Annotated in this window: 25 protein-coding genes; 3 read left to right on the top strand and 22 right to left on the bottom strand. The window is 53.0% G+C overall.

Translation table 11 applies throughout. The annotated features are described in order from the left end of the window. Nucleotides 1–12: 12 nt before the first annotated feature. The 10 genes from L2W48_RS08625 to L2W48_RS08580 form a co-directional block, all read right to left on the bottom strand. A complete protein-coding gene (locus tag L2W48_RS08625; protein WP_236099645.1) occupies nucleotides 13–402 on the bottom strand; it encodes a DUF6672 family protein in 390 nt (129 codons plus the stop codon). Between the two features lie 14 nt (nucleotides 403–416). After that, complete coding sequence (locus L2W48_RS08620) at nucleotides 417–1,517, bottom strand: ABC transporter permease (RefSeq protein WP_236099646.1); 1,101 nt, start codon at nucleotides 1,515–1,517, stop codon at nucleotides 417–419. Further along, complete coding sequence (locus L2W48_RS08615) at nucleotides 1,514–2,557, bottom strand: ABC transporter permease subunit (protein WP_005661192.1); 1,044 nt, start codon at nucleotides 2,555–2,557, stop codon at nucleotides 1,514–1,516. The genes L2W48_RS08620 and L2W48_RS08615 overlap by 4 nt, the downstream gene beginning before the upstream one ends. Beyond that, nucleotides 2,557–4,161: a sugar ABC transporter ATP-binding protein gene (locus L2W48_RS08610; RefSeq protein ID WP_236099647.1), complete on the bottom strand. Its 1,605-nt coding sequence runs from the start codon at nucleotides 4,159–4,161 to the stop codon at nucleotides 2,557–2,559. The genes L2W48_RS08615 and L2W48_RS08610 overlap by 1 nt, the downstream gene beginning before the upstream one ends. 168 nt (nucleotides 4,162–4,329) lie before the next feature. Then, a complete protein-coding gene (locus L2W48_RS08605) occupies nucleotides 4,330–5,538 on the bottom strand; it encodes a DUF3798 domain-containing protein (RefSeq protein ID WP_236099648.1) in 1,209 nt (402 codons plus the stop codon). Nucleotides 5,539–5,744: 206 nt separating this feature from the next. Next, nucleotides 5,745–6,287 carry a biotin transporter BioY gene (locus L2W48_RS08600; protein WP_236099649.1) on the bottom strand — a complete coding sequence of 181 codons (543 nt, stop codon included), beginning with the start codon at nucleotides 6,285–6,287 and terminating at the stop codon, nucleotides 5,745–5,747. 92 nt (nucleotides 6,288–6,379) lie between these two features. Further along, nucleotides 6,380–7,234 (bottom strand): ABC transporter permease, encoded by an 855-nt coding sequence (locus L2W48_RS08595; protein ID WP_236099650.1) that lies wholly within the window; start codon nucleotides 7,232–7,234, stop codon nucleotides 6,380–6,382. Beyond that, the gene (locus tag L2W48_RS08590) at nucleotides 7,224–8,093 is read right to left on the bottom strand and encodes a betaine/proline/choline family ABC transporter ATP-binding protein (protein WP_236099651.1); all 870 of its coding nucleotides are present in this window, start codon (nucleotides 8,091–8,093) and stop codon (nucleotides 7,224–7,226) included. The genes L2W48_RS08595 and L2W48_RS08590 overlap by 11 nt, the downstream gene beginning before the upstream one ends. 104 nt (nucleotides 8,094–8,197) lie before the next feature. Beyond that, nucleotides 8,198–9,724, bottom strand: coding sequence for a flagellar assembly protein A (locus L2W48_RS08585; protein ID WP_236099652.1), 1,527 nt, complete (start codon nucleotides 9,722–9,724; stop codon nucleotides 8,198–8,200). Then, nucleotides 9,711–11,216 (bottom strand): response regulator, encoded by a 1,506-nt coding sequence (locus tag L2W48_RS08580; protein ID WP_236099653.1) that lies wholly within the window; start codon nucleotides 11,214–11,216, stop codon nucleotides 9,711–9,713. The genes L2W48_RS08585 and L2W48_RS08580 overlap by 14 nt, the downstream gene beginning before the upstream one ends. A 159-nt stretch (nucleotides 11,217–11,375) precedes the next feature. Here L2W48_RS08580 and amrA point away from each other — a divergent pair, with 159 nt between their 5' ends. From amrA to L2W48_RS08565, 3 genes are read left to right on the top strand one after another with little or no spacing between them, the layout of a single operon-like run. Further along, nucleotides 11,376–12,695 (top strand): AmmeMemoRadiSam system protein A, encoded by a 1,320-nt coding sequence (gene amrA / locus L2W48_RS08575; RefSeq protein WP_236099654.1) that lies wholly within the window; start codon nucleotides 11,376–11,378, stop codon nucleotides 12,693–12,695. Next, nucleotides 12,685–13,674: an AmmeMemoRadiSam system radical SAM enzyme gene (gene amrS / locus L2W48_RS08570; RefSeq protein ID WP_236099655.1), complete on the top strand. Its 990-nt coding sequence runs from the start codon at nucleotides 12,685–12,687 to the stop codon at nucleotides 13,672–13,674. The genes amrA and amrS overlap by 11 nt, the downstream gene beginning before the upstream one ends. A 57-nt stretch (nucleotides 13,675–13,731) precedes the next feature. After that, nucleotides 13,732–14,556: a MerR family transcriptional regulator gene (locus L2W48_RS08565; RefSeq protein ID WP_236099656.1), complete on the top strand. Its 825-nt coding sequence runs from the start codon at nucleotides 13,732–13,734 to the stop codon at nucleotides 14,554–14,556. Here L2W48_RS08565 and L2W48_RS08560 read toward each other — a convergent pair. From L2W48_RS08560 to L2W48_RS08505, 12 genes are all read right to left on the bottom strand, one after another. Further along, nucleotides 14,553–15,614, bottom strand: coding sequence for a M20/M25/M40 family metallo-hydrolase (locus L2W48_RS08560; RefSeq protein WP_236099657.1), 1,062 nt, complete (start codon nucleotides 15,612–15,614; stop codon nucleotides 14,553–14,555). The two genes, L2W48_RS08565 and L2W48_RS08560, sit on opposite strands and share 4 nt — an antisense overlap. Then, on the bottom strand, nucleotides 15,595–16,719 hold the full coding sequence (locus L2W48_RS08555; RefSeq protein WP_236099658.1) for an aspartate aminotransferase family protein: 1,125 nt from the start codon (nucleotides 16,717–16,719) through the stop codon (nucleotides 15,595–15,597). The genes L2W48_RS08560 and L2W48_RS08555 overlap by 20 nt, the downstream gene beginning before the upstream one ends. Continuing rightward, entirely contained in the window at nucleotides 16,689–17,522 is an 834-nt protein-coding gene (locus tag L2W48_RS08550) for an amino acid kinase family protein (RefSeq protein ID WP_236116534.1), read from the bottom strand. Before L2W48_RS08550 ends, L2W48_RS08555 begins: the two co-directional genes overlap by 31 nt. 6 nt (nucleotides 17,523–17,528) lie before the next feature. Continuing rightward, nucleotides 17,529–18,569 carry an N-acetyl-gamma-glutamyl-phosphate reductase gene (gene argC, locus L2W48_RS08545; RefSeq protein ID WP_236099660.1) on the bottom strand — a complete coding sequence of 347 codons (1,041 nt, stop codon included), beginning with the start codon at nucleotides 18,567–18,569 and terminating at the stop codon, nucleotides 17,529–17,531. Nucleotide 18,570: 1 nt separating this feature from the next. Further along, nucleotides 18,571–19,416 (bottom strand): lysine biosynthesis protein LysX, encoded by an 846-nt coding sequence (gene lysX, locus L2W48_RS08540; RefSeq protein ID WP_236099661.1) that lies wholly within the window; start codon nucleotides 19,414–19,416, stop codon nucleotides 18,571–18,573. 3 nt (nucleotides 19,417–19,419) lie between these two features. Continuing rightward, a complete protein-coding gene (lysW, locus tag L2W48_RS08535) occupies nucleotides 19,420–19,587 on the bottom strand; it encodes a lysine biosynthesis protein LysW (protein ID WP_005661171.1) in 168 nt (55 codons plus the stop codon). Between the two features lie 207 nt (nucleotides 19,588–19,794). Then, on the bottom strand, nucleotides 19,795–20,874 hold the full coding sequence (gene rsgA, locus L2W48_RS08530) for a ribosome small subunit-dependent GTPase A (protein ID WP_236099662.1): 1,080 nt from the start codon (nucleotides 20,872–20,874) through the stop codon (nucleotides 19,795–19,797). Between the two features lie 352 nt (nucleotides 20,875–21,226). Continuing rightward, nucleotides 21,227–22,132: an isocitrate lyase/PEP mutase family protein gene (locus L2W48_RS08525; RefSeq protein WP_236099718.1), complete on the bottom strand. Its 906-nt coding sequence runs from the start codon at nucleotides 22,130–22,132 to the stop codon at nucleotides 21,227–21,229. Nucleotides 22,133–22,145: 13 nt separating this feature from the next. Further along, entirely contained in the window at nucleotides 22,146–23,072 is a 927-nt protein-coding gene (locus L2W48_RS08520) for a hydroxymethylglutaryl-CoA lyase (protein ID WP_236099663.1), read from the bottom strand. Next, nucleotides 23,072–24,274 (bottom strand): CaiB/BaiF CoA transferase family protein, encoded by a 1,203-nt coding sequence (locus tag L2W48_RS08515; RefSeq protein ID WP_329604257.1) that lies wholly within the window; start codon nucleotides 24,272–24,274, stop codon nucleotides 23,072–23,074. The genes L2W48_RS08520 and L2W48_RS08515 overlap by 1 nt, the downstream gene beginning before the upstream one ends. Before the next feature lie 63 nt (nucleotides 24,275–24,337). Further along, complete coding sequence (locus L2W48_RS08510) at nucleotides 24,338–25,618, bottom strand: TRAP transporter large permease (RefSeq protein WP_236099664.1); 1,281 nt, start codon at nucleotides 25,616–25,618, stop codon at nucleotides 24,338–24,340. Beyond that, nucleotides 25,618–26,145 carry a TRAP transporter small permease subunit gene (locus tag L2W48_RS08505; RefSeq protein ID WP_005661162.1) on the bottom strand — a complete coding sequence of 176 codons (528 nt, stop codon included), beginning with the start codon at nucleotides 26,143–26,145 and terminating at the stop codon, nucleotides 25,618–25,620. The genes L2W48_RS08510 and L2W48_RS08505 overlap by 1 nt, the downstream gene beginning before the upstream one ends. Nucleotides 26,146–26,165: the final 20 nt, after the last annotated feature.

The raw sequence follows: 26,165 nt of genomic DNA, 5'->3' as shown, positions 1-26,165 counted from the left end.
GCCCCCTAAAAGTTATTTGAGCGGGTAACTCCATCCCGGAAGTTTACCGTTAGCTAAAGGGACTACGTTCACTACGTTGCCTTTCATCTCCTTGTTCTTAAAGGAAAGTTTATGGGATTTAACCACGTTGTCGTCTATGTCCAGTTCCTCGACGAGAAGAACGTGTTTCTTCCCGGCGATTGTCGCGGCACCTCTATCGCCCTCTACAAGATAAAGCGGCTCTCCTTCTCCGTCCACCGTTACCAAGATGGCCTCGTACGCCTCATAGGTAGTACCTTCATGGGTAAAAGCCGCATTGTCTATCAATATATCGTAGGCTTTCCCCTCGTTGTAACAATATATACCGAGTCCTACGAAAGCAGCCAAAAGCAGTATGTTGACCACTATCTGTCTAGGCTTCATCTCTTCACCTCCATCTATTCCGCTACGGTTCCACGGAGGCCTCTACGGGATCTGTCCTTCTCTTTCTGACGTCGCCATGCATGGAGCACCAGAGCAAGGGAGATTATGCCGTAAGAGACGAAGACCCGGAAATACTCGCCCAGCTGGGCCTGTCCGATCAAATATTTCCCGGCCATAGGAGACACGACGAACATCAGATGGAACAGGACGACCCCTAAAAACACGTTAAAGATGGACGCCTTGCTCACGCTGGCTCCTCCGACCAACAGAGCAGCTATGGCGAACATACCGGCCTGCTCGTGGCTATTGTAGGTGTTCATGGTCCCTATGTTCTGGAGGAATATTATCTGACCGTAACAGGCCAAGACCGTTGAGATTACTATGGATAGGAGCCTGGTTCTCTCCACCGGTATTCCGGCGGCTCTGGCCACGTCCATATCCTGACCCACCGCTCTCATATCCTGACCCAGCTTCGTTTTACGGAACCAGACCACGAAAGTGCAGAACAACGCTATTACGATAAAGGTCGCCAAAGGGATATCTATCCCCTGGATAGAGAAAGGAAGCAGGCTATCCAGACACTTTCTTATCCCCTCCAGGTTGGTGACGTTTCTGATCCCGTATCCTCTGGAGAGCACCATCTTGGGATTGGTTATGGGAACGACGCTACCGAAACCGTAGAGCACTATCAGCTGATAGACACCGTTCATGAAAAAGCCCAAGATGAAGGAAGTCACCATCTCTCTGCCTTTGGCCTTATTCAGGACGACTCCGCAAAGCCACCCCAGAAATATGGCTAAAGGTGTAGAGATTATGGCAGCCAGAAGCATTCCCGGGACGCCCACCACGTTCCAGTCGTTGATGAAAATCAGCCCTATCTGACCTGCCATGGCTCCTAAGACCATACCGAAGTTCAGCCCCATACCGGCCATTATGGGAATGAGGAGAGAAAGGACCAGGAAAGAGTTACGGGAAAGACGGATCAGCATCTCCTGAATAAGATAGGATCCGGAAAACTGGGAGATCGGTATGGCGAAAGCGCTGACCACCAGGAACACTATCGGAACCGCGTTTTGAACGAGGATATGTTTCAGATTATCGGTTTTCTTATTCATGACTTCACCTTCACTACTCGGGTCAGAGCGTATAGGATCATACCGTTGGAGACTATTATACGGATAACCTCGGACATGTCGGTCTGTATCATGCTGTTTATGACCGACGGAGTCATCGTAAGTATACCCTGGAACAGTATGGTTCCCACTATAACGTTCATTATGGTAGCCTTATGCACCGAGGCTCCACCTATGAGAATGGCCGAGACCGCAGGGAAGGCCATGTAGAACGGTCCCATGTAGAGCTGAATAAAGCCAAAACTCTGCTCGTACACTATAATGCCGATCGCTCCGAGGACCGTGGACAAAATCACGGACACTACTCTCATCCTGTCTATATTGACCCCGGAGGCCCTGGCGTATTCCGGGTTGGACCCCACTGTCGTCATGGCAGTGCCGGTCCTGGTCCTCATGAACACCCACATGAAGAAGCAAAGAAGGGCAAAAAAGAGGAACATTCCGGTGGGAATGTAGAAAAAATCACCTATCCGGAAGGAGGCAATGTCGCTTATGGCCTGATGCCAGAAGCCCTCTACCGATATTGTCGTGCGCAACCCCTTTCCGGCGTAGCCCCACACCATGTTGGAGCTTCTGTAGGGAAGCACCAACCACATTATGCACATGAAGGCGACCGAGGAGAAACCAACGTAGGTGGCGATCATCATCTCGCTGCCCTTGACCTTGTTAAGCAACAACCCGTAGGCACCACCGAGAACAGTAGCCACGGGAATGGCTACTGCCATGGCTATCAATGCACCGAAAAGTCCCGACACGCCCATCTCTATGCTGGTTACGGCTCCCAGAAGACCGGCTATGATGCCGAGAGGAAGGCCGAAATTTAGGCCGCAACCGGCCTGTATCATAGGAACCATAGCCAGAACCATGACTCCATTCATCCCGAAACGGACCAGAGTATCGCTGATCGAGGCATCCAAGCGAACCCCTACGAAGGGAGCCAGGACGAAAAGAAAGAGCAGAAAAAGACCTATTATTATCCTGGGCCACCCGGCGCGCTCGATAAAATCGTTGACCTTATTCACTACGAACCCACCTTCTCTTCTTCTTTAGCCACACCCAGCATCAGGACTCCGAACTCGGTGGACGGCGTGGTAGCCGGGAGGGTTCCGACGATACGCCCAGAATCGACGATGGCGATCCTGTCGCAGATCGATCGAAGCTCCTCCAATTCGGAGGAAACCATTACGACGGTGGTCCCGTATTTTTTGTTGTAAAGCTTCAATGTATCGAGAACCACCTTTTTGGCCCCTACATCTATACCTCTGGTAGGCTCCGCCACGAAAAGCAACTTTGGCCTGGTCTCGAAGGCCTTGGCTAGACAGACCTTCTGCTGATTACCGCCGGATAGCTCCTGGACCCTCTGCCTCTCGTTCACACATCTTATCTCCAGGGATTTTACGTATTCCCTGGCACATTCCGCTATGGCTTCCTCGTCCCTGATCTTGGTGATACCTCCGAGAAGAGGTTTGAGGAATCGACCCTGCATCTGAAGAGCGGTGAAGATTATATTCCAGGAGATCGGTTCCTCCAGCAGCAGCCCCACGCCACGGCGATCCTCGTAGACAGCGGACATCCCCGCCACCAGAGCGCTTGTGGGATCGTTCAACACGATAGGCTTCCCCTGGAAGACGACCTTCCCGCCAGCGGGAAACATACCCATGATGCCGTTGGCTATGCCAAGTTTGCCCTGTCCGGCCAAACCACCTATTCCGAAAATCTCGCCCTTTTTGATCTCCATGGAGACATCTCGAACCGTCTCTCCAGGCATATCCACCCAAAGGTGTTCCACAGAGAGTAGGGTATCGCCGAAGCTGCGCTCCTCATCATCTCGGGCAAATGCGGTCGCCACGTCCCTGCCGACCATGTGGGAGGCTATGGACATGACGTCGGTCTGATCGGGAGTCGTATCGTAGACTACCTCGCCATCCCTTAAGATGACGATCTTGTCACAGACATCAAGAACTTCCTGAAGTCTGTGGGATATGAATATTATTGATATTCCTAAAGACGCCAGCCTCTTCATGGAAGCCAACAATATATCCGCCTCGGACTCGGTCAACACGGCGGTGGGCTCGTCCAGGACCAATAGCCTGGTATTTTCCTTATCTATTTCTCTGGCTATCTCGGTAAACTGTTTATAGCCTACAGGTAGCTCCGATATCAAAGTATCGGGGTCCAGGGAAACGTTCAGCTTATCGATGGCCTTTCTGCCTCTTTCCACCATCGTCGCCCTGTCCAAAGTTCTGAGCCTATCGCCGAATGCCTCCACTAACGGGTTGTACTTAGTGGTCTCACGGTTCAAGACCACGTTCTCCGAGACGGAAAAACCTGGGATCAAGGAGAACTCCTGATGGACCATTCCTATCCCTGCTTTGAGGGCATCGAAGGAAGAGTTAAAGTCGATCTTCTCTCCGTCTATGAATATATCCCCCTCGTATCCTCCGGTCTCACGAATCACTGTCATACCAAAAAGGATATTCATCAGCGTGGACTTGCCTGCTCCGTTCTCGCCGACAAGCCCTAGGATCTGGCCTTTTTCCAGGGTAAAATTGACGTTCTTCAAAACCCTGTTGCTGAAGTAGGCCTTGCCGACTCCCTCCATTTTCAAGAGCGGTTCTGATGCCATATAACTCACCTCGTCAATCGGGCACATACCATCTGTCAGCCAGTCATCTGCCCGAAAAAATAACAAAAATATAAATCCAAGTAGATAAAATTCGGGAACAACGGGAAAGGACCTTAAAAACCGGGAGGGGCGAATGTCCGCTCCCCTCCCGTTCTATCGCAATAGCGGTTACTTAACGGAGAAATACTTCTCGGGAACCTCCACGCTGGTCATGTCAAGGTATCCTCTGCCGAACATATAGGTGTCCTGATACATGAGGACGTGGTTCTTTTTCTGGACGCCGGTCTGGATATCGGTGTAGAAGTTACCGTTCCACTGAGATCCGGGAGTAGCCTCGGAGTAAGCGGCGGAAAGATCGGCCAGCTTGAACTTCCTGCGGAAGTGCTTATGGTCGATTCCGTTATCCGCACACTGACGGCCGAACTCCACCAAGGCCACCGAGTTGGTGTAGCCGTAGGAATAGGCCCAGGTTCCCATACGTCCTTTGCCGCCCTGATCGATAACGGCTTCCTCTACCCTCTTGAGGATAGCGGGGAAATCGCCCTTGACGTCGGCAAGCTCTACTCCCAATGCTCCGGGATAACCCATGAGAGGAGAGGGAAGGTCCGCTTCGATGAAGAAACCTCCGCCCTCGGCTATCCTCTTGAGGAGGGGCTCGGTGTGGGCATCGTTGGTGCAGAAGAAAGCGGTCTTGGTGCCGTACTTATCGAGCCAGGCAGGAACCTTCTCGAGGATGAACTGCTGGGCTCCCGCCACTCCTACGTCGCTGGTCGGGTCCGGAGCGGTCTCGAAGTGGAATTTGATCCCCAGATCGTTACAGGCGGCCTCCATGATGTTGCGACGACGGGATAGTAGCTCGTAGCTCATATGACGGGGGAAAGAGATATGAACGAAATCGGTAGCTCCCAGCTTCTGGGCGGCAGCTATGATGAGGTAGCCGCGAGCTATGTTATCCGCGTTTATGGCGAGGTCCGCCACGGACTCGATGACGCCGGGGTCTTCGTGAGCCTCACCGGCAAAGAGAAGGATATCGTCCCTCTTCTCCCTTATGCGACGGAAGGCCTCGGTGGTCCCGGGGATAGCCTGATTTACAACTACGACCTTCATCAAAGGATCGTCGGAGAAGGAAGCTATCTGGGATATCGTCGTCTCCATCTCCTGCATAAAGTTATCCGGATAGGTGATATGCTTGATCATTCCACCGTTTGCCACATCGCCGTATTTGGCGATCATGGCCTCGGCTCCTCTGAGGTCGTCCTCGGACTGAGACACCGTTCCGGTACAGATACCGATGTGGAAAGCGGCATCGGCGAGAGCGGTCGAGGCTAAGACCGCAACCATAAAGACGCTGAGCAATAAACTGATGTACCTCTTCATAAACTTGCCCCCTTAACGATAGTTTGGTGCCAAGCACCATATTCACCTTATTACACTGCACACAAGGTTGTCAAATCTCACACTCACCAGAAAGACGACAAGATAGGCATTTTTTCGTTAATATCACATACGAAGGCTTATGTCATATTTTGAACTAAAAAAATAAACCGGATCACTCTTTTGAGCAATCCGGTGAACCGTAATATCTACCCTCTAGCTATCAAAGGCACTATTCTACTGGACAGCCAAGAGACCAAGGCTATCTTTACCAGATCTCCGGGTATAAATACCAGGCAACCTACCTTTAAAGCCTTCATAAACGTTATATCCACTCCGGACACCTTGGTCAATATAACGTAAAGCCATGGCACCCCTACAGCATAAACAACCAAGGAACCCGCTACGGAAGCAAGAAAAAAAACGGCCACCGATGGCTTTTTTCCCTCCGTCAACCTTCCTATTATCCAGGCACAGAGGATGAACCCCATTAAAAAGCCGAAGGTTGGGTTAAGCAGATAGGACGGACCTCCTCCGGAGGTAAAAACGGGAACCCCTATCAACCCCAGAGAGACGTACAACCCTTGGGAGACCGCCCCAAGCCTAGAGCCCAAGAGACATCCGGACATCACCGTAAAAAAATTCTGCATCGAGATAGGAGCGGGACCTATGGGAATTCTTAGGAAAGCACCTACTGCGGTAAGCCCGGCAAAAAGAGCAACCAGAACCATATCCCTCGTTTTGATCTTCATAAAAAAATCCTCTCGTCGTAGTTTTGTTTACTACGACGAGAGGATACACGGCTACGTCAGAACTGTCAACCTAAAAAAACAGAGGGTTGACGTTACTGTCTTTTCTTGGGCTCCCATCTCTTGCCCAATCCTTGGGTAATCCGATCTATGACTATCGCCATTATGACGATGCTTATGCCCGATTCGAACCCTCTACCGATATCGATCCTGTTTATCGATAGCAACACTTCCTGCCCAAGTCCCCTAGCGCCAATCATGGCACACACAACTACCATGGCCAACGCCATCATGGTAGTCTGGTTTATTCCGGCCATTATCCCAGGCATGGCCAAGGGAAGACGAACCTCCTTGAGCAATTGCCACCTAGTGGCACCATAAGCGATAGCGGCTTCCTGCGCAGGTTTGGGAACCTGTCGAAGTCCGAGGGTGGTCAGTCGTATGACAGGAGGCATCGAATATATCAACGTAGCGAAGACAGCGGGGACCTTTCCCAGGCCGAAGAACATCATAGCCGGTATTAGATAGACGAAACTGGGCATGGTCTGCATGCCGTCGAGAAGGGGCTTCATAAAGGCGGTTCCCCTAGGGAACTCCGCCGTCATTACTCCGAGGGGAATTCCCAACAAAAGGGAGATCAAAACGGACGTTATTATTATCGAGAGGGTCTCGAGAGCCAACCCCCAAAGGCCGAAAAGACCGATACAGAAGGTAAAAGCAGCCAGTATAACCGCAGACTTCTTCTTGCCCGTTGCCAACCATACGCCTAGAGCCACCGCGATGATATAGGCCCACCAGGGTACCATCTCCAGAGAGCTCTGTATTCCCGAAAGTACGGAGGAGATGAACACGGAGATACTGTCGAAAGCAGGGGCAAACCGAACCAGAAGCCAGTCGACTCCGTCGTTTACGTATTGAGCTACGTGAAATTCCCATGCATCAGGAAACATCGGAAATCACCTCCTCGGAAACAGGGCAATTCTTGGCGTCGGCCATCCTGAGCTGCTCTCTTTTGTCGTGGACAAAGCGAGCCACGTATTCGTCGGCAGGGTTGGCCAGAATCTCCGAAGGATGCCCCATCTGGACTATGTCGCCGTTTTTCATTACAGCCATACGATCTCCGAGACGCATAGCCTCGTCCAAATCATGGGTGACGAAGAATATAGTCTTGTGCATCTCCTCCTGCAAACGGATGAGCTCATCCTGCATCTCCCTGCGGATAAGGGGATCCAGTCCACTGAAAGGCTCGTCCATTAGGAGGATGGGGGAATCCATGACCACGGCTCTGGCGATACCGACCCTCTGTCTCATCCCGCCGCTCAACGAGGAAGGATAGTAATTCTCCCATCCCTTAAGCCCAACTCGCTCGATAGCTGCCATGGCCCTATCGAGTCTCTCCTTTTGAGGGATTCCCTTCAACTTGAGACCAAAAGCAACGTTTTGAAGGACCGTCCTATGGGGAAGCAGGCCGTAATGCTGGAACACCATAGCTACATGATCACGTCTGAACTGGACCAATCCATCACGATCAAGCTGAGTTACGTCCTCACCATCGACCACTATGGATCCAGAGGAGGGATCGATAAGACGCAGGATACTCCTTATCAGGGTAGATTTACCGCTGCCAGAAAGCCCCATGACCACGAAAACCTCTCCCCGCTGGACCTCGAAGGAAATTCCTCTTATAGCGACTACCGTATCCTCCGACTCGTCAAATTCGGTTATGAGATCCTCGTCCTCGACGTCGACGTCGACGGCGTCCTTGCCGTAGACCTTCCAAAGGTCTTTCACCTCTATAATCGCTGTCAACTTTCCATCACTCTCCTTGATTTTTAATTTACATCATCTCCAAAAGGAGACTACTATCTCAGTCCTATCTTATAATTATAGCACACATTATACGAAACACATTTCTATCGCGAACATGGGCTCTCCTTTATTCGATTATTGTCGACATCTCTAGAGAACGTGATAAATCGCAACTCTTCCCGGATTGATTTTCTGACGTTATATATGACGATCTCCACTCCGGGATACACCTTTTGTCTCACTGAGACCGTAGGAAAAGCACCTGACATCTGAGCCATCTGGCGCCTTATGACCATCTCACGGCCTTTCCAGCCCTGAATCGCATCGGTCAAGGCCTCTTTTTTATCCTGGACTATTCTCAACCTCTCCTTCATGGAGGAAGGAACCGGATACCCTGCTTTGAACCTGGGCAATATGGCCTTCACCACCTGGTATATCTTGTTCAGCACATCCTGCCCCTTATCTATCCTAGACTCGAGATCCGCAAGCTCTGCCTTTAGATGGGCCATCACCCCTACTTCCAGAACCGTGACGGTTCCCATCGGTGCACCTGCCACCGTCGTGTCTATTTTATCGAGAGCGACGACATGTCCGCCGATAATGCCCTTACGTCCTCTAACGGTTACCGCGCCCCCGGCCTGTAGGTCGGAGTGAAGCACGTAGGAGCCCACGACGACGTCCTCTCCTACCTTTATCTCTCCGCCCTGAATGAAACGCGCTTCGAGACTCCCCTTAACGTCTATTTTGGAGTTTTCACCTATTATGGAGTTGATCCTGGCGTTACCAGCGACCGATATACACGCCGACTCAGCCGTGCCCCTGATTTCAAGATCGCCTCCGCATACGATGGAAAAGCCTTCCGCTACGTTTCCACCAACCATGACAGATCCGAAAAAATCCACGTTGCCGGTCGTTAAATTAACGTCACCGGGAATTACATATACCTCTCGTACCGATATTTCCTGGCCTCGCAGTACCGGCTGTCCTTGAACGATAGCCTTAAAGATCCTTCCGTCAACACATTCGACCCCTTTACCGGCAGATAGCGAAAATCGTTTTGGAGGCTTTACAGGAATCTGCCTGCCATAGACATCCTTACCGGGTTCTCCCTCTTCCGGCGGATCGACATAGGCCAATTCCTCTCCGACATCGACGAAGATTATAGTTCCTCTATCTTTGTAGTCCACTTTCTTTTCTTCGTCTACCATCTCCGAGCCTTTTTCTCGAAAGGGAAGGTTATATCTTATGGATCCGTCCTTGGAAGGTTTAGGGGGAACTCCTTGAGCTGCCACCACTCTCTGCAAGGTCTTTCTCTCTCGGTTGCACTCGGACACGGCGGAAATGACGTTCTCCTCCAAAACTTCGTCTATACCATGCTCCCTCAGGGCCTGGAATATAGACAAAGACTCCAGAGGCTCCCCCCCTTCCGACGGAGGGAAAAGGTCCAAAAAAACCGTTAACCTGTCTACCGACACCCTATAGGAAAAGGATCCGTGCAAAACCTCATCGTCGGGCAGCTCCCCTTTCTCCACCAGCTTACCCAGATCGGCCAGAAGCTTATCTAAAGACGACTCGGCCATGGCGACACCAAGCTCCAGCCTTCTTTCCTCCATATCGTCACGAGATGTCATTGCAGCACCTCCCGGAGACGGGAAATAAAATCATCACACCTGAGACGAGCCCCATGTTCAAAGTCGGTCTGATCTCCACTGGAGATTCCTCCCAATGAATCCTCTCCGCCACCCCGGATTCCAAGACCCTGGCCGATACGGGGGAGAGCTTCCTCGCGATGTCGGAAGGGATTCTGTCCAAAGACAGGGACAAAAGTTCTTCCCTCCCCATGTCCAGCAGTTCCTCCATAGATCCGTTAAGGTGAACTATCCGTCCCACTCTGTCCAGACACAGAACCGGCACGTTAAAAGAATCCAGAACATCCTGAAGGATTCCTATACGCCCTCGTAGCTCCCTCTCTCTCAGACTATCCTCTACCAGATGGGAGATAACCTGCACCAATGACTCGAAAAGATCTATCTCTTCTCTCGAGAAAGGTCCCTCGAATAAATCCGCCCTCTCCTCCGAGTACCCCCACTCGACGGAACCTATCTTTCGCCGCCCTCTGAACAGAGGGCGGGAGAAAAGCCACCTCATGCCCTGAAATCCGGAGTTTCTAACCTCCTTGTCCTCCCAGACGATCCTGACCGACATTCTATCTGGATCGCTCACTGCCTTAGCCATGAAATCGGCGATGTAGGATATCCTCTGAGCTACCGAAAGATCGCTCTCCAGAGCCACGTCCAGAGAAGCCCTGAGAGCTTCCAGATGTTCTATGCTATACATCATGTCGCTGGCCCTCAGTTTCAGGGTTTCCTCCAGCCGTTTCCTCTCCGTCACGTCCTGAAAGACGAAAGTCACCTCGTCCTTGGAGGACCTGTACACGAAATATTCTCTCCATCCAAAAATCGAATCGTCTCTTATGGAGGTCAAAGTGTATGGCTCCGATACGCCGGTCTTCCATACCCGATAGACCGTCTCTACAAGACCAAAACAACCGCTTCCCTCCAGATCGTAACAGACGGACCTCATGAGGTAGGCGGAAAGAGGTCTTCCCACCATATCTTCCTCGACTCTATCCATCTTCATCGCCGCCGGGTTTACCGACTCGACGATCAGATCGTGAGCACTCTCGTCGTATCGCAACACCATAACCCCGTTCGGTATGTTGTGGAAAAGTTTATGCAGCTGCCCCTCGGTATGGTGTTTGTGCATCGCCATAGAGATAGTCACCTGAAGCTCTCGATCCTTCACCGGTTTTATGAGATAACCGTAAGGGTCGGTACGGCCCGCTCTATCCAGGGTCAGACTATCGGAGTGAGCCGTTACGAAAATAACGGGGATATCCAGATCTCTCCTTATCTCTCCGGCAAGAGAGATACCGTCTACCCCCTCCCCCAGTCGGATATCCATCAAAACTACGTCCGGATCGTGAGAAGCGACGGATCCAAGAGAGATATCCAAGACATCGCTCAACTCGACGGCCTCGTATCCCATTCGCTCCAACCTAGCCCTGAGATCCATCGCTATGATGATCTCGTCCTCGACTATCAAGATCTTCGTTTTGGACATTGTCAGCCTCCGTCTTCTATCGTCCTCCACCGTATGAACGGCAGAGTCTTTTTTTAATTGTAACACCCTTATCGACTCAGCCCTAAACTCCCAATCTCATGGCCTTTGGCGTATAGTAAATACAGAGCTTCAAAATTCATCCAAGAGGAGGTCCTGTACATGTGGCTCTGGGGATGTCTTACCCCTCATCCACCTATAATAGTGGATAACATAGGCGAAGGCAGGCAGATGGAGGCTATCGACACGATCGAAGCGATGGAAGATCTGGCCAAAAGGCTCTCGAGTAACTTGCCGGATACGATCTTAATCCTCTCGCCCCACTCGTTCTCGTTCAGGGGATTGACCATATCGACCGGATCTATCTATGAAGGAGACATGGGGGGATTCGGCCATCCGGAGATCTCGATGAACCTGAACGGGAATATGGAAGCCGCAGAAGATCTGATCTCATTCCTAGACGGGAAGATACCCATACGTACATATCACAACAAAATTACCTCTCTCGACCACGGAGCATTCGTCCCCTTCTGGTTTTTCAGAAAGAGATGGACCAGGATGCCTTCGGTAATTCTGGCAAATCCTATAGGACTGACTCGGGAAGAGGCCTACGAGATGGGAAAAGCTCTTTCGACTATGACGGGAAAAAGAAGCTGGGGATTGGTAGCAAGTGGCGACCTCTCTCACCGTCTGACACCGGACGCCCCTGCGGGATACTCCCCGGACGGCAGAATACTGGACGAACGTATCGTCGAAGCCCTTATAAAGGGAAAATCCGATCCCATAGCTCGGATGGATCCAGAGACCATATCACGAGCGGGAGAATGCGGCCTCCGTTCCGCCATGGCCCTCATAGGACTTATAGGAGCTCCTATGGACGTACTCTCATACGAAGGCCCCTACGGCGTCGGCTACTGCATCGCATTGGGAACGGTCGATAAGCCAAAATCCGGTACGACGAAAACTCACCCTGCGGTAAGATTGGCAAGATCTACCCTCGAGTACTTTCTCGACGGGAAAAACAGACAAAGGGATGAAACGACAAACAAGGAACTGTCGCGACCAAGGGCTTGTTTTGTGTCGCTCAAAAAGAGAGGACAGTTGAGAGGATGTATCGGAACCCTCTCTCCCGTGAGAGCTTCCCTGGCGGAGGAAATAGAGTCCAACGCCATAGCCGCCGCCACATCGGACCCGAGGTTTCCCCCGGTCACCTCAAAGGAGCTCAAAGAGATAACCATATCGGTGGACATACTCTCCGAACCCGAAAGGGTTCCGGATAAAGAGCAGCTGAACCCTAGAATCTACGGCGTCATAGTCTCCAAGGGTTCCAGACGGGGGGTTCTGCTTCCGGATCTAGAAGGAGTGGATTCAATCGACGATCAACTATCCATAGCCGCGGCCAAGGCCGGGTTGGCATACACCGACGACCTGGAGATAGAGAGGTTCACCGTCGAGAGGCACGGGGAATCCGATGAAGACTGAGGCTCTATGGTGGCATCCAGAGGGGGATGGCATCATATGCGATCTATGTCCCCACAGCTGTTTCCTGAAACCAGGCGACAGCGGGTTCTGCTCCGTCAGAAAAAACGAGGGCGGAGTACTGATGGTACTGAATTACGGAGAAATCTCCTCCGTAGCGATCGATCCGGTGGAGAAGAAGCCCCTGTTCCATTGGCACCCGGGAGAACCGATACTCTCTCTGGGAAGCGTGGGATGCTCCATGAACTGCCCGTTCTGTCAGAACTGGCGACTCACTAGGTTTGACGGCGCCCCCCCTACGACCGACATGTCTCCCTCCGACATATCGGACCTGACGGATCGAAGCGGGACCGACCTGGTGGCCTTCACCTACAACGAACCGCTTGTCTCCTACGAGTTCCTCATCGACGTCCTGCCCATGCTCAGGAAAAAGGGCAAGAGAACGGTCCTGGTGACAAACGGACAGATCGCCCAAGCTCCCTTGAAAGACCTCCTGCCATCGATCGACTGTGCCAACGTTGACCTGAAGACCTTCGATGATGACACGTACACCAAGATAGGCGGAAATCTCGACGCTACGAAATCTACGATAAAAGCTATACACGAAAAGGGGATACACCTGGAGATCTCCTGGCTGGCGGTTCCCGGGATCTCCGACGATCTGGAAGAATTCGCGAGAATGCTTCGATGGCTGAATAACCTGGACCCAGCGATCCCCCTCCATATAAACAGGTACTATCCGGCTCACAGATGGAACGCCCCTCCCACCGACGAAAGGCTGATGGACCATATGGCAGACCTAGCCTCCTCGGAACTCATGAGGGTCTACCAGGGAAACAGGGGGCTTGGCTCCATCACCAGATGCATGAGCTGCGGAGCACCTCTGGTCACGAGGGGGGGCTATCGGGTCGACGCGATGGGGCTACTTGAGGACGGAAGATGTTCCGAATGCGGTGCTCAGTCGGACATAATCGTTCACTAGGCTTGACCTTACCCTTAGGGAAAGGTCTAACATACTGTATAAACGGGAGGGCGCTGTATGAGCTACAGAATGACCATAGGAGAGTTTTCCAGGTTGAGCCGGCTGTCGAAAAAAGCCCTCAGGATATATGACGAGCAAGGATTGCTTAACCCCGTCTCGGTGGATCCCATGACCGGATACCGATATTACGCTCCTATACAGGTAGTCGAATCGGAGCGAATAAGGGTCCTGAGACTTCTCGACATGCCGCTGGACGAGATCCGGGGATTTCTGGCCGAGAGAAACCCCGAGATTCTAGCCGAAAGACTCGACAACTACCGGGGAAGACTTGAAAGAAAGGTATCTTCCATGAGGAGGACGCTGGACATGCTGGACATGCTTACCATGAAAAAGGAGGAGATTTTCGTGGACTACAAGGTTATAGTCAAGGAAATGGAGGAAATGATCGTGATATCCAAGAGACTCATGACGGCTCTTCCAAGAATAGGGGAGGATATGATGGCCGCCTATGGGGAAGTGTGCTCCTATATGGACTCCCTCGGGTTATCGACCGAAGGCATAGGAGTGGCCCTCTACCACTGCAAGGAATTCGACCCGGAACACATGGACGTGGAGGTGGCCATGACGACGGACCGGATCGTGGAGACCGCCCAGCCCTTCGAGTGCAGAAAACTAGAGGGGTGCACCGCGGCGAGCGTCCTTCACTGCGGACCCTACGAGGGGATTCAGACGGCCTACGGAGCACTGTACGACTGGATAGGAGAGAACGGCTACGAGAAGACGGGGCCGGACCGGGAGATATACCTGAATTGCCCCGATACGGTGCCGTCTCCTGCGGATCTCCGAACGGAAATAGCCGTTCCTGTGATAAAAAAAGCCTAACCACTGAGAAACAGACAGGCCCTCGGCAGCGCCCTCTCCAACACCCTTATCGCCGTCTTCAGTTCGCCGATCGAAAGCCTCTCGTCCGGACCGTGATCCAGTCCTGAATCTCCCGGACCGTAGGCCGCCATCGGAACTCCCCACGGGGCCACCACGTTAAAGTCGGCGGTTCCCCCCTTGGCAAGTAGTCTGGGAGATAGTCCTTCCTCTCTGACGGAGGTAGATAAAGCCCTTACCACGAGATCCCTCCTGTCGGACATATGGGCCGATACCGATTGCCGTACCGACATATCCACCGCTTTGACAGAGCAGATCTCTTGAAAACTCCGAGCAAGCGACGATGGGTCGGCTCCCAATGGAAGGCGAACGTCAAGGTCTATAGAGGCGTGCCTTTCACCTTTCTCCACCCCATACATGGAGGCCACGGTGGCTGAGTATCTTCGAACGATCGGACCATCCTCTTCCATCGACTCGACCATCCTGAGGATCTCCGACGCCGCCGAGAGGGTCTCGGTGAGAGGGCCGGAGCCTCCGCTCCTATGGGCTCCGCCGTCGGAGGCCTCCAGTCTGAGGAAAAGGCAGCCTCGGTAAGCCAACGTGACACCATCCCCTCCGGAGGGCTCTCCTATGATGCAACCCAGAGGAGCTTTTCTGCTCTCCATTACGTATCTGGCACCTCTGGAATCCATTTCCTCTCCGACCGCTGCTATCAACGTGTACCGCCAACCGTCTGGAACGATGGCCCGACCTCCCGCCAAGGAGAACGACGCCAGAGGTCCCTTTGCGTCGACCGAGCCCCTCCCCCACAGGACGTCCCCTTCTACCTCGGTTTTCGGACCTCCAGGCACTGTGTCTATATGACCCATCATCAACAGCTCCCTGGGACCGGTGCCCCTGGACGCCACGACGTTGCCGACCTCGTCCCGTACCACCGACTCCCAGCCCAATGCAGGAAGTCGAGAGGAGAGAAGAACGCAGCAGCTCTCTTCATCTCCGCTCTCGCTTCTGCACTCGACCAACTCCCTGAGAAAGCCTCCGTCACCTTCTATCCAACTCATGACAGACCTCCTCCAAAGCATGGACAACTTCGTCGAAATGGCTCCCCTCCGCCACGAACGGAGGCAAAAAACGAAGCACCTTGGGACCGGCGGGAAGAGCCAGGACCCCTCGGTCCTGAAGCATTCTGACAAACTCGGTGGAACGCCTGGCAGTCTCGACCCCCACTAAAAGCCCCAGTCCCCGAACCTCTCTGAGTTGGGGGGAATTTATACTCTTGAGAGCCTCCATAAAACCGGCTCCCTTGGTCTCGGCCTGAAGGGGGTATTTTCGTTCCTCCAGAAGATTCCAGGCGGCCAAACCAACCGCCGAGATGAAGGGATTGCCACCGTATGTCGTGCCATGTCCCCCGGAGGTAAAATCCCCGACCGATCCTTTCCATATTGTCGCCCCAGCGGGAAGACCTCCCGCCAACCCCTTAGCGAGACACACGACGTCCGGATCTAGCCCCACCAAGGTGGAGGCCAGGACAGAGCCGCAACGCCCCCATCCGGATTGAATCTCATCCGCCACGAGCAGGACCCCGTTTTCCTTGCATAGATCGCTCAAAGCCCTGCCGTAATCGGGGTCCATCGGATATACTCCTCCCTCCCCCTGGACCGGCTCGACGAAGACCGCCGCCGTCCTTAGATCGACGGAGTCCAGAAGCTCCTCGGCGGAAAGATGCTCCACCGGAAGCAGCGAAGACATCCAGGGTTTTCTGTACTTGGGGTTGAAGGTCAGCCCCAGGGCCCCCAGTGTCCTACCGTGAAAACCCATCTTCAAGGCCAATATTCTGGGCCTGTCCGAATGGGCCAGCACCAGCTTCAAGGCCGCTTCGACTGCCTCGGTTCCGCTGTTGCACATAAAGACCCGCCCATCGGGGAGCAGAGACCTCAGAACCGACAGAAAACGGTCCCTGGAATGGGAGTCGATCCCTAGCCCTATCGACCAGGGACTTCGAGAGGCACTTTCGACCGCCGCGATCAAATCTGGATGACAGTGTCCGAAAAGAGACGATCCGTGACCGGCCATGAAATCCACATACCTTTTGCCCCCGTCGTCGAAGAGCTCCGCCCCCTTGCCGGAGGCCATCTTCAATCCTCTTCCGCCGTAAAGGCCCGACATACGGTCGTCCCCCTTCCCTCCAAAGCTCCGGACAAAGGGGATTCTACCCGGCTGTCCGATAGGATTACCTTGTCCACTCCGCCCTCCAGGGCCTCCTGGACTGCGACCATTTTTCTCTTCATGTTACCCTTCGACAGGGACATCAACTCCTCCAAGGTTCCCCAGCGCATCAAAGACGAGGGATCTTCGACGTCCTTGAGAACCCCAGGAACGTTGCTCAGTATCACGAGAACGGAAGCTTCCAGAGACGCCGCGGCAAGAGCGGCTAAACGATCGCCATCCACGTTCAGCAGACCTCCGTTATCCTCGTCCACCGCCAAAGGGGGCATCACCGGTATCGCCCGAGCTCTCCAGGTTGCATCCACGGCATGGCCGAAGAATCGTCTTACCGAACCGCTCCTGTTTCCCCGCAACACCATTACTCGACCGTCCTCCACGCTTCTCAAGGCGTCCTTCGCCTTTGCAGTGGCACCGGAACCATCGCTGGGCCACACGGGACAAGCGGGGGTTCCCATGGACCAGAGGGACGAGATCAAATCAATGGAGACGGAAGAACAGGCTCCCTCGAAAAGCGCCATCTCCCTCTTACCGGTGAAACGGCTCCTGAATCCGCTTGGACTGTACACGTATTTGGGTTCTATGCCCGACGACAGACACAGTTCCTCCATCTTTCCGCTGCCTCCGTGAACGAGCAGCCATTTTTCCCCCAAAACCGCCCGTTCGGAAAGCTCCCGCAGGAGCGGCGTAGGGTCGTTTCCCCTGGCACCACCGATCTTGACAACTCCTTTGAAGTTCAACCTCATCGCCTCCTAGGCGGGATAGAGGGGAGATGTAAGCAACCCCGTCGTCTCGTCGAGCCCCAACATCAGGTTGGCCGCCTGCACCGCCGTGCCGGAGGCTCCCTTCATCAGGTTGTCCAGAGCGGACACGATCAGGAGTCTCTTGCCGTCCTCGTGGAGGACGAACCCCACCGACGCGGAGTTGCTGCCCAACACGAATCTGGGATCGGGAAGACGAAGATGACTGGGTCTGGCGGGACAAAGAGACCAAAAGGGATGTCCTTCGATCGCCTTTCTGTAGGCCTTCCACAAAACAGCTTCCTTGATCGGTTCGGTCAGGAAAACCTGGGCCAGCATCTGAACTCCTCTCACCATCTCGACGGCTGTCATGGTCATGGAAAGCCTTTCCTCCGGCAATCCGGTCTCCTGAATCACCTCCGCCAGGTGTCTGTGTCTGAAGGGCTCGAACACCCTCATGGTCCTGGTCCTATAGGGGTGATGAGATCCCTTACTGGGAGAGGCCCCGGCCTCGGAGGAACCGACCCTCATCTCCATCCGAACCGACTCGATGAGACCTGTGGAGGCAAGAGGTGCCAGGCCGAGAATTGCACATGACGCATTGCATCCTACGCCGCTGGCCAGGGACGCCCCGGCCAAAGCATCTCTATGCAGCTCGGGAAGACCGTAAACGGCTTCCTGAAGGTACTCGGGAGCCCCGTGCTCCAACCCATACCACCGAAAGTAATCCGCAGGATCCTTGAGCCTGAAATCTCCGGACAGATCGACGACAGGCACACCCCTTTCACGATAGTCAACCGCAACTCTCCAGGCCCCTCCGTGAGGCAGAGCAAGAAAAACCAAGTCGCTCTTAATCTTCAACGCCTCCTCCGGAGACGAGTAGACCATGTCGGGATAACAACCTCTGAGATGAGGATGGTCATGCCAGACCGTCTTCCCTGGAGACCTTCTGGACACGGCGGCGACCACCGTCATCCCGTCGTGACCGGAGAGAATCCTCAAAAGCTCTCCTCCGGCCATTCCGCTGGCCCCCCATACGATCACCTCGAACATGTCAGAAGCTCCCTTCCATAAGTGAGATGCAGTAATCCACCAACATCCCGGCGACGTCTACCTCGGTACCCTCGACCGACCCGTGAAACTCGGCCTGCCCGTTGACCTCGTTTACCGACCATCCCTGATCGTCGTGAAACAGATCCACGGCCAAAAGATCGCCTTTGAAAACGTCGTGGACCCTTTTCAACACATCCGCCATGGCTTGATCGATCTCTATTCCCTCTACGTTTCCGCCTCTTGCGGTGTTCGTTATCCAGTGACGGCTCTTTCGCTTAATGGCCGTTATGGGCTTTCCTCCCAACACCAGAGCCCTGACATCGTATCCATCCTTTTCCACGTATTCCTGAATGAAGAAAGTCTGATGCTGAGGCCCCATGAAGGACTTATGTTCCACTATAGTCTCAGCCGAATCCACGTCGTTGACCTTGGAAAGAAGTCTGCCCCAGCTCCCTACGGGCGGCTTGAAAACAACGGGAAACCCCATGGACTCGGACGTATTCACCGCTTCTTCCGGAGAGAAAGCCACTGAATAGCGAGGCTGTCTTAAACCGGCCATATCGAGAAGTCCGGCGGTAAAGACCTTGTCGCCACAGGCCTCTATAACCGAGGAATGGTTGACCGTACGGACACCTCGAGATTCTAGAAGGCGTGCGATCGCGAGGTTGTGGGCCTGAGAGACGCAACGGCAGAGGACGACGTCGTTATCACCGACCTTAAGTCCCTCCGGCCAGGAGATTCCTCTCAAATCCACAAAATTACACCGCACTCCCGTTTTATCCGCCGCCTTTTTGAGAAGTTTCTCCTCCGTTCTCAGACGACTGTACAGAATCCAAAGCTCGTTCATAGGCTATTCGCCCCAGTCCTCCTGGATCTCAGGAGCCTCCTCCACCTTGAGGGGATCCAGACTCACCAGCTCGAGCTCCGTTCCACAGTCGTCGCATATAAGCAACTCACCTATCATGGCATCGTCGGGAAGAGCCACGCTGCCTTCGCACACTACGCAAGATACCTTCATTTCAGTTCCCTCCTTCTGAGAAATATAAAATATTGTTTAACATGGCAGGTATAATACACTCCAGATAATGCACTGTCAAGCACTAGAACCCAACAAAAGAAACTTATGTTCCTTAAGTCAACGTCCATTAGATAGACGAAAGGCCTCCATCCGCCATTAGAAAGAGCGAATGGAGGCCTACTTCAACCCGCATCAACAAACGGGCAATTAACCTCTAAACTTATTTTTGGACTTGGCCAATTTTCGGGCGTTCTTTATCCCTCCGACCTCCTTATACATGGAGGAATTTTTCTCCGCCTCGATCTGCTTGGAATTCAAACCTTCGTATTTTGCTTCTCTCTTCAGTTTCATGTAACTGGCAAATCGATCGGGAGAAAGAGAGCCTTCGTCCATGGCCTTACGAACGGCACATCCTGGCTCTCCGTTATGACTACAGTCTCTAAATCTACATTTTACGGCAAGACCCTCCACGTCCTCGAAAGCCCTGGAAAGATCGAGACCATCTAAGCCAAGCTCCCTCATCCCAGGGGTATCTATCACGATACCTCCACCGGGCAAGATCACCAATTCTCGTCTGGTCGTAGTATGTCTGCCCTTGTGGTCTCCTCTTACACCCTGAGTCCGGAGGAGTTCGCTACCGGCCAACCCATTTATCAAGGTGGACTTTCCCACTCCCGACGATCCTATCAAGGCTACGGTCTTGCCCGGTGCCATATATCCCTTCAGCGATTCGAGACCGTCCTCGGTCAATCCGGACGAGACCAAAACATCGCAGCCACATACGACCGAGCTCAAATCGGAAAGCCTTCCTGGGAGATCTTCACAAAGATCCGCCTTGGTCAACACGACCACCGGAATCGCGCCACTATCCCATGCTACGCTCAGATAGCGTTCAAGGCGTCTCAGGTTATAGTCGTTGTTCAAGGACATACACACGAATACGATATCGATATTCGAGGCCACTACCTGCTCCTGATTGGACGTTCCGGCAGCTCTTCTTATGAAGACGCTCTTTCTTGCCAATACGGCGTGGATAATTCCGTTTCCGGCGTCGTCGTTATCACGATCGACCATGACGAAGTCCCCCACCGCCGGGTAATCTCTCGGAGATCTAACCTCGAAGCGAAACTTCCCGGAGACTTCCCCTTTGATATCTCCTCTTTCCGTGATTACTCTGTAAAGATCCCTGTATTGCGATATCACTCTACCGACGCAAAGCTCAGGGTAATTCGACGCTTCCTCTATCAGGCTCGATGTGAGCCCTAGCTCTTTCATATTTATTTTCATATTTACTACCTCCTCGGATTCAATCTGAAAGGAGGCGAATAGGCTTCTATATTTTATTCACCTCCTTAAACAGAACAATCTCCATGGTTTTATTATCGAACATAAAGACAACCTCTCCTTGTTTTTAGTCTTAACCTGTCCCTGTACCCATCAGAAGCATATCGATAGGCCAGGCAGAAAAATATCATAGCATATCAAGGGACCTCACAGACAAAGAAGAGGAGGGACTCGAGGATAAACTCGAGTCCCTCCCAAAAGGACGCATGACTTTCAACCAATCACAGGGTATCTCTAAAGGACACCTCTAAAAACGCCGGTCCTCGGACGTGAGTTTTTAGAGGTACCCTAGAGCCTACAGTATTCCCCTATTGTCTCCGTATCTGTTCAGGCTTTCTTCTGGCAAAAAATCGTTTTCGATCTCCCTTATATGGTCAAGCCGGACCACTTCGGCGAATTCGGCAAAGTCCATGGACAGGGAAACCGTGGAGTCGGACAGCCCGTTATTTCTCACATCGGACATGACGTCCAACATAGCCTTAGCCCCTGCAAAAAGGGGGGTAACAGGATACATGAGATACTTGAAACCCATCTGCTCGGCCACTGAAGGACTGACGAGAGGGGTGCGGCCTCCCTCCACAAGGTTCAGCATAAGGGGAACAGGGACTTCCTTTACCGCCGTCTCCATCTGATCCAGCGATTCCAAGGCCTCCACGAAGACCATGTCCACACCGAGATCGGCCGCCCTTTTGGCACGACTAAGCGCATCCTCAAGACCATTGACCGCCACGGCATCGGTTCTGTAGACGATCAGTGCCGATCTATCCTCCTGGTCTCGGGCCGACATGGCTGCTCGCAGCTTGCCCATCATCTCATCCTTCGAGATGACCGCTTTTCCGGACATATGCCCGCATCGCTTCGGTATAACCTGATCCTCCACGAACAGCCCGGCCGCTCCAGCCCAGATATACTCTCTAACGGTCCTGTCCACGTTTACGGCGTTGCCGAAACCGTTATCTCCGTCGCCTATTACTGGGATATCCACCGCATGGACCATCCTATAAAGCTGGTCTCTCATCTCACCGAAGCTAAGGAGCCCGACGTCCGGTTTAGCAAGAAGAGAGGCCGCAGTTCCATAGCCGGTATGCTGTAAGACCTCGAAACCAGCTATCTCGCAGATACGGGCGCTCAATGCGTCGAACACCCCGGGAGCTACTATGATACCGGGACGTTCCAGCCTTTCTCTGAGCCTTTTTCCCATTCCCAAGATTCTCTCACCCTTCGCAGGAAAGGCTGCTGCATCCGGCCCTGTAAGAGGACATGTGGCTGTTCACCGGAAGCCCCATGGTCTTCATTCTATCGGCTATGGCAAGGACCCTTTCCAGGTCCACTCCACTGGAGACACCTACACGGTCGAAGAAATTGACCATGTCCTCGGTGGCAGAGTTTCCCGCCGCTCCAGGTGCGAAGGGACATCCACCAAGACCGCCGGTAGCCGAGTCGAACCGGTAAAACCCCATCTCCATAGCGATCATAGTGTTAACCATAGCCATGCCGTGGGTATCGTGGAGGTGGAGAAAGAAAGGATAGTCCCCGAAGACCTTTTTTATCTGCGACAGAGTCGAACTCAGATAGACCGGATCACAGGTACCTATGGTGTCGGCAAGGGTAACCGTACCCACTCCGATCTCCATAGCCTTCTCGACTATATTCACTACGGCATCAGGAGAGATAGCGCCCTCGAAGGGACACTGAAAGGAGGTAGCCACCGAAAGTCCGAGCTCCACATCTCCGCAAAGAGATTTGACTTCTTTCAACTCGGCCAGAGACTCCTCTATGGTCCTCCTGGTGTTTGCCCTGTTGTGAGAGGCGCTGGCGGAGAGCACGAAGTTCAGTGAATCGGGAGAGACCTTCAGTGCGTTCTCGGCTCCTTTGACGTTGGGAACCAAGACGACGGACTTTACCTTCCCACTCCATCTCTCGTTGAAATGGGTCATGACCTCCGAGGCATCGGACATCTGAGGAATGGCCTTGGGACTTACGAAGGAAGTCACCTCCATAACGGATACGCCGGTCTCGGCCATAGCGTCGATCAGGGCGATCTTGTCCTTCGTGAAGATCTTTTCCTTTACGCTCTGGAAACCGTCTCTCGGACAGACCTCTCTTATCTCCACCCTGGACGGTAGACTCCCTCTGGTCATCACAGAACCCCCTCGGAACGAAGCAGCTGAAGATCCGTATCGCCTATTCCAAGCATCTCGCCGAATACCTCCCGGTTGTGCTCTCCGAGGGTCGGGGATGCGGTCCTTATACCGGCGGGCGTCCCAGAAAGCTTTATGTGGTTGCCTGTCAGGGTAGTCTTTCCAGCCACCGGATGCTCCACAGGCACGAACATCTCCCTATCTCCCGCTATGTGCGGATCGCTGGTCACCTGGTCGATGGACATTATCGGAGCACAGGGTATCCCCGCCTGATCGATCAGCCGACAGGCGTCCTCCACCGTGTGCTTTTCGGTCCACTCTTCGACTACTGGTTTTATCTCCTCATGATGCGACACCCTGTCCCGAACCCTCAGATATCTGGGATCCTCCGCCAGTTCGGGGCGCTCCATGACCTCGCACAGACTCTGCCACAGCTTGTCGTTAGCGGCTCCTATCACCAAACCTCCGTCCATAGCCTTGAAGGAATCGTAGGGATAGGTCGATTCATAGCGGTTTCCGATCCTCTGGGGAACCCTTCCCTCCACGAGATAGATCATGTTTATTATCTCCAGGCTGGCAACGGCCGAGTCTACCAGAGCGACATCCACCTTCTGCCCCACACCGGTCAATTCCCTGGAGTTGACCGCCGCCAAGATACCTATGGCGCAGGAAAGCCCGGCCAGCACGTCTCCCATAGCGGTTCCGGTTCTAGTGGGCTCCCCTCCGGGCCATCCGGTAGTGCTCATCAGGCCGCTCATGGCCTGAGCTATTATGTCGTAGCCCGGTTTCATCTTATAGGGACCGGTGTGGCCGAACCCGGAGACCGCCGCGTATATTATCCTGTCGTTGACCTTTCTCAGCTCTTCGTATCCAAGGCCCAGTTTCTCCATGGTACCGGGACGATAATTTTCGACCACGAGATCGGCTTTTTTCACCATGTCCAGAAATATCTTCTTGCCTTTCTCGGACTTGAGATTTAAGGTTACACCTCGCTTGTTGCGATTCAGGTTCATGTAGTAGGCGCTTTCGCCGTTTACGAACGGCCCCATCTGTCTGGTATCGTCCCCCGTATCGGGACGCTCTATCTTGACGACGTCGGCCCCCATATCGGCCAACAACATGGTACAGAAAGGACCAGCCAAGACCCTAGTAAGATCGAGGACCACCAAATTGGACAAGGCACCTTTATTCAAAACCGTCACATCTCCTTTTCAGCAAAAAACTTTATATCGGCAACGGACTTTCTCCCCACTCGCTAAGGGGGATCAGTGCATCACGGAAGGTAACCAGGTACTCAAAGACGGAAAAGCCATTACCACGACGAGCATAAAGACCAGAAGCAGCATGAAAGGCAGCACGCCGGAAATGATCTCTCCCATCGTTATATCCTTTCTCAACCCGTTTATTACGTAGAGATTCATCCCTACAGGAGGGGTTATCAGGGCCATGGTCATATTAACCGTCAATATGATGGCATACCATATGGGATCTATATGAAGGGCCATCAGAATAGGGGTGACCAGAGGCATGGTCAACAGTACGATGGACACCGTCTCCAGCACCATACCGAGGATTATCATCAGAAAGTTCATCGCGATAATGAACATCATCGGAGAGAGATTGTTCTCTATGATCAGCTCAGTAAGCTTTTGGGGAATCATAAGCAAGGTCATGACCCTGCCGAACAATATGGCTCCTGCTATAACCATGGCTATCATGCAGGAAGTCCCAAGAGCCTTCATGCAGATGGAGGGAATATCCTTGAACTTGATGGTCCTGTATATAACCAGCGTTATAAAGAGACTGTAGACCAAACCTACCGCAGCGGCCTCGGTCGGTGTAAAGGCTCCGGAATAGATTCCGCCTACCACCAAGATAGGAAGTATGATGCCCCATATATTTCTGGCCGTTATGGAAAGACGTTCTTTCCAGGAAGCCTTAGGCATAGGGGTGAAACCGCCGTTTTTGCTTTTTATGACCGAATAGACCACGAAAATAGCCGTCAGTATCAACCCCGGGATTATTCCGGCTATGAACAGCTTACCCACCGACTCCTCTGTGATGGCTCCGTAGAGGATGAGAGGTATGCTGGGAGGAATGAGAATACCAAGGGTTCCACCTGCCGCCAACAAACCGAGGGTGAACTTTTTATCGTAACCCCTGTCCAGCATGGCCGGATAGGCAACCATCCCTATGGTCGCCGCCGTGGCGGCGCTGGATCCGGTTATTGCGGCGAAGAAGGCACAGGCGAGTATGGTCGCAATGGCCAATCCTCCAGGAAGATGTCTAACCCAGGCGTTCATAACCTCGAAGAGATCGTCCCCTATCCGCCCGTCCAAAAGAACCTGACTCATAAGCACGAATAGAGGGATCGACAGAAGGACGAACCCTTCCAAAGAAGTGAATATCGACTGAGACAGAATTTTCATGGGAAGATCGTATATCAGGGTCAGCAACACCGATGTAGCTCCCAGGGAAAAGGCGACCGGCATCCCCATGAAAAGTACCACCAATAAAAGCAGGATCACAAACATGAAGGAGCCCATCAGTGATTTACCTCCTGAACCGAATCTCTCTCGCCGGTCCTGATGAAAGCGATCTCCTCTATGATCAGGACGACGAACTGAAGAGCGAGCAAGGTGAATCCGAGAAACAACGCGGATTGAGGAATCCAGAGGGGCACGTGCAGAGGCGTAGGAGAATGTTTCTGGTACTTGACCGCACTCTCTATCATGTCCCATCCCTGAACGGCTATCTCCGAACAAAACAGGGCTCCGAAAAAGCTTGTGAGGACTTTAAGCTTGCTCTGAGCTTTGGGAGAAAGCTTGACGGTAAGAAGATCGATGTTGACGTGCTTGCCCTTCTGAAGGGCATAGGAAGCTCCGCCGAACATACACCACATGAAGATATAGACCGAGACCTCCTGTGTCCATATGGTCGGAGAGTTGAAGAAATATCTCCTCACGACCTCGTAGAAGAGGATCAATCCCATCACCAACGTCCCTATTCCGCAAAGCCACCCCATCGCGGCGCTGAGACCGTTGATGGTCTTTTTATATAATGTTATCATCATAAATCCCTCCAAAGGATATT

Source organism: Dethiosulfovibrio russensis, from assembly GCF_021568855.1.
Taxonomy (GTDB): domain Bacteria; phylum Synergistota; class Synergistia; order Synergistales; family Dethiosulfovibrionaceae; genus Dethiosulfovibrio; species Dethiosulfovibrio russensis.
Note: the sequence above shows the minus strand (reverse complement) of the source record. Positions and strands in the feature narration are given on the sequence as shown.

Coding starts and splice junctions, on each gene's coding strand:
- L2W48_RS08610 (WP_236099647.1), bottom strand. CDS start 4,161: ATGGCATCAGAACCGCTCTTGAAAATGGAGGGAGTCGGCAAGGCCTAC.
- amrS (WP_236099655.1), top strand. CDS start 12,685: ATGAAGACTGAGGCTCTATGGTGGCATCCAGAGGGGGATGGCATCATA.
- L2W48_RS08600 (WP_236099649.1), bottom strand. CDS start 6,287: ATGAAGATCAAAACGAGGGATATGGTTCTGGTTGCTCTTTTTGCCGGG.
- L2W48_RS08605 (WP_236099648.1), bottom strand. CDS start 5,538: ATGAAGAGGTACATCAGTTTATTGCTCAGCGTCTTTATGGTTGCGGTC.
- L2W48_RS08560 (WP_236099657.1), bottom strand. CDS start 15,614: ATGAGTTGGATAGAAGGTGACGGAGGCTTTCTCAGGGAGTTGGTCGAG.
- L2W48_RS08525 (WP_236099718.1), bottom strand. CDS start 22,132: ATGGGAAAAAGGCTCAGAGAAAGGCTGGAACGTCCCGGTATCATAGTA.
- L2W48_RS08505 (WP_005661162.1), bottom strand. CDS start 26,145: ATGATGATAACATTATATAAAAAGACCATCAACGGTCTCAGCGCCGCG.
- L2W48_RS08595 (WP_236099650.1), bottom strand. CDS start 7,234: ATGTTTCCTGATGCATGGGAATTTCACGTAGCTCAATACGTAAACGAC.
- L2W48_RS08520 (WP_236099663.1), bottom strand. CDS start 23,072: ATGACCAGAGGGAGTCTACCGTCCAGGGTGGAGATAAGAGAGGTCTGT.
- L2W48_RS08620 (WP_236099646.1), bottom strand. CDS start 1,517: ATGAATAAGAAAACCGATAATCTGAAACATATCCTCGTTCAAAACGCG.
- argC (WP_236099660.1), bottom strand. CDS start 18,569: ATGTTCGAGGTGATCGTATGGGGGGCCAGCGGAATGGCCGGAGGAGAG.
- L2W48_RS08510 (WP_236099664.1), bottom strand. CDS start 25,618: ATGGGCTCCTTCATGTTTGTGATCCTGCTTTTATTGGTGGTACTTTTC.
- rsgA (WP_236099662.1), bottom strand. CDS start 20,874: ATGAAAATAAATATGAAAGAGCTAGGGCTCACATCGAGCCTGATAGAG.
- L2W48_RS08585 (WP_236099652.1), bottom strand. CDS start 9,724: ATGACATCTCGTGACGATATGGAGGAAAGAAGGCTGGAGCTTGGTGTC.
- L2W48_RS08550 (WP_236116534.1), bottom strand. CDS start 17,522: ATGAGGTTGAACTTCAAAGGAGTTGTCAAGATCGGTGGTGCCAGGGGA.
- lysW (WP_005661171.1), bottom strand. CDS start 19,587: ATGAAGGTATCTTGCGTAGTGTGCGAAGGCAGCGTGGCTCTTCCCGAC.
- lysX (WP_236099661.1), bottom strand. CDS start 19,416: ATGAACGAGCTTTGGATTCTGTACAGTCGTCTGAGAACGGAGGAGAAA.
- L2W48_RS08580 (WP_236099653.1), bottom strand. CDS start 11,216: ATGTCCAAAACGAAGATCTTGATAGTCGAGGACGAGATCATCATAGCG.
- L2W48_RS08565 (WP_236099656.1), top strand. CDS start 13,732: ATGAGCTACAGAATGACCATAGGAGAGTTTTCCAGGTTGAGCCGGCTG.
- amrA (WP_236099654.1), top strand. CDS start 11,376: ATGTGGCTCTGGGGATGTCTTACCCCTCATCCACCTATAATAGTGGAT.
- L2W48_RS08625 (WP_236099645.1), bottom strand. CDS start 402: ATGAAGCCTAGACAGATAGTGGTCAACATACTGCTTTTGGCTGCTTTC.
- L2W48_RS08555 (WP_236099658.1), bottom strand. CDS start 16,719: ATGTCGGGCCTTTACGGCGGAAGAGGATTGAAGATGGCCTCCGGCAAG.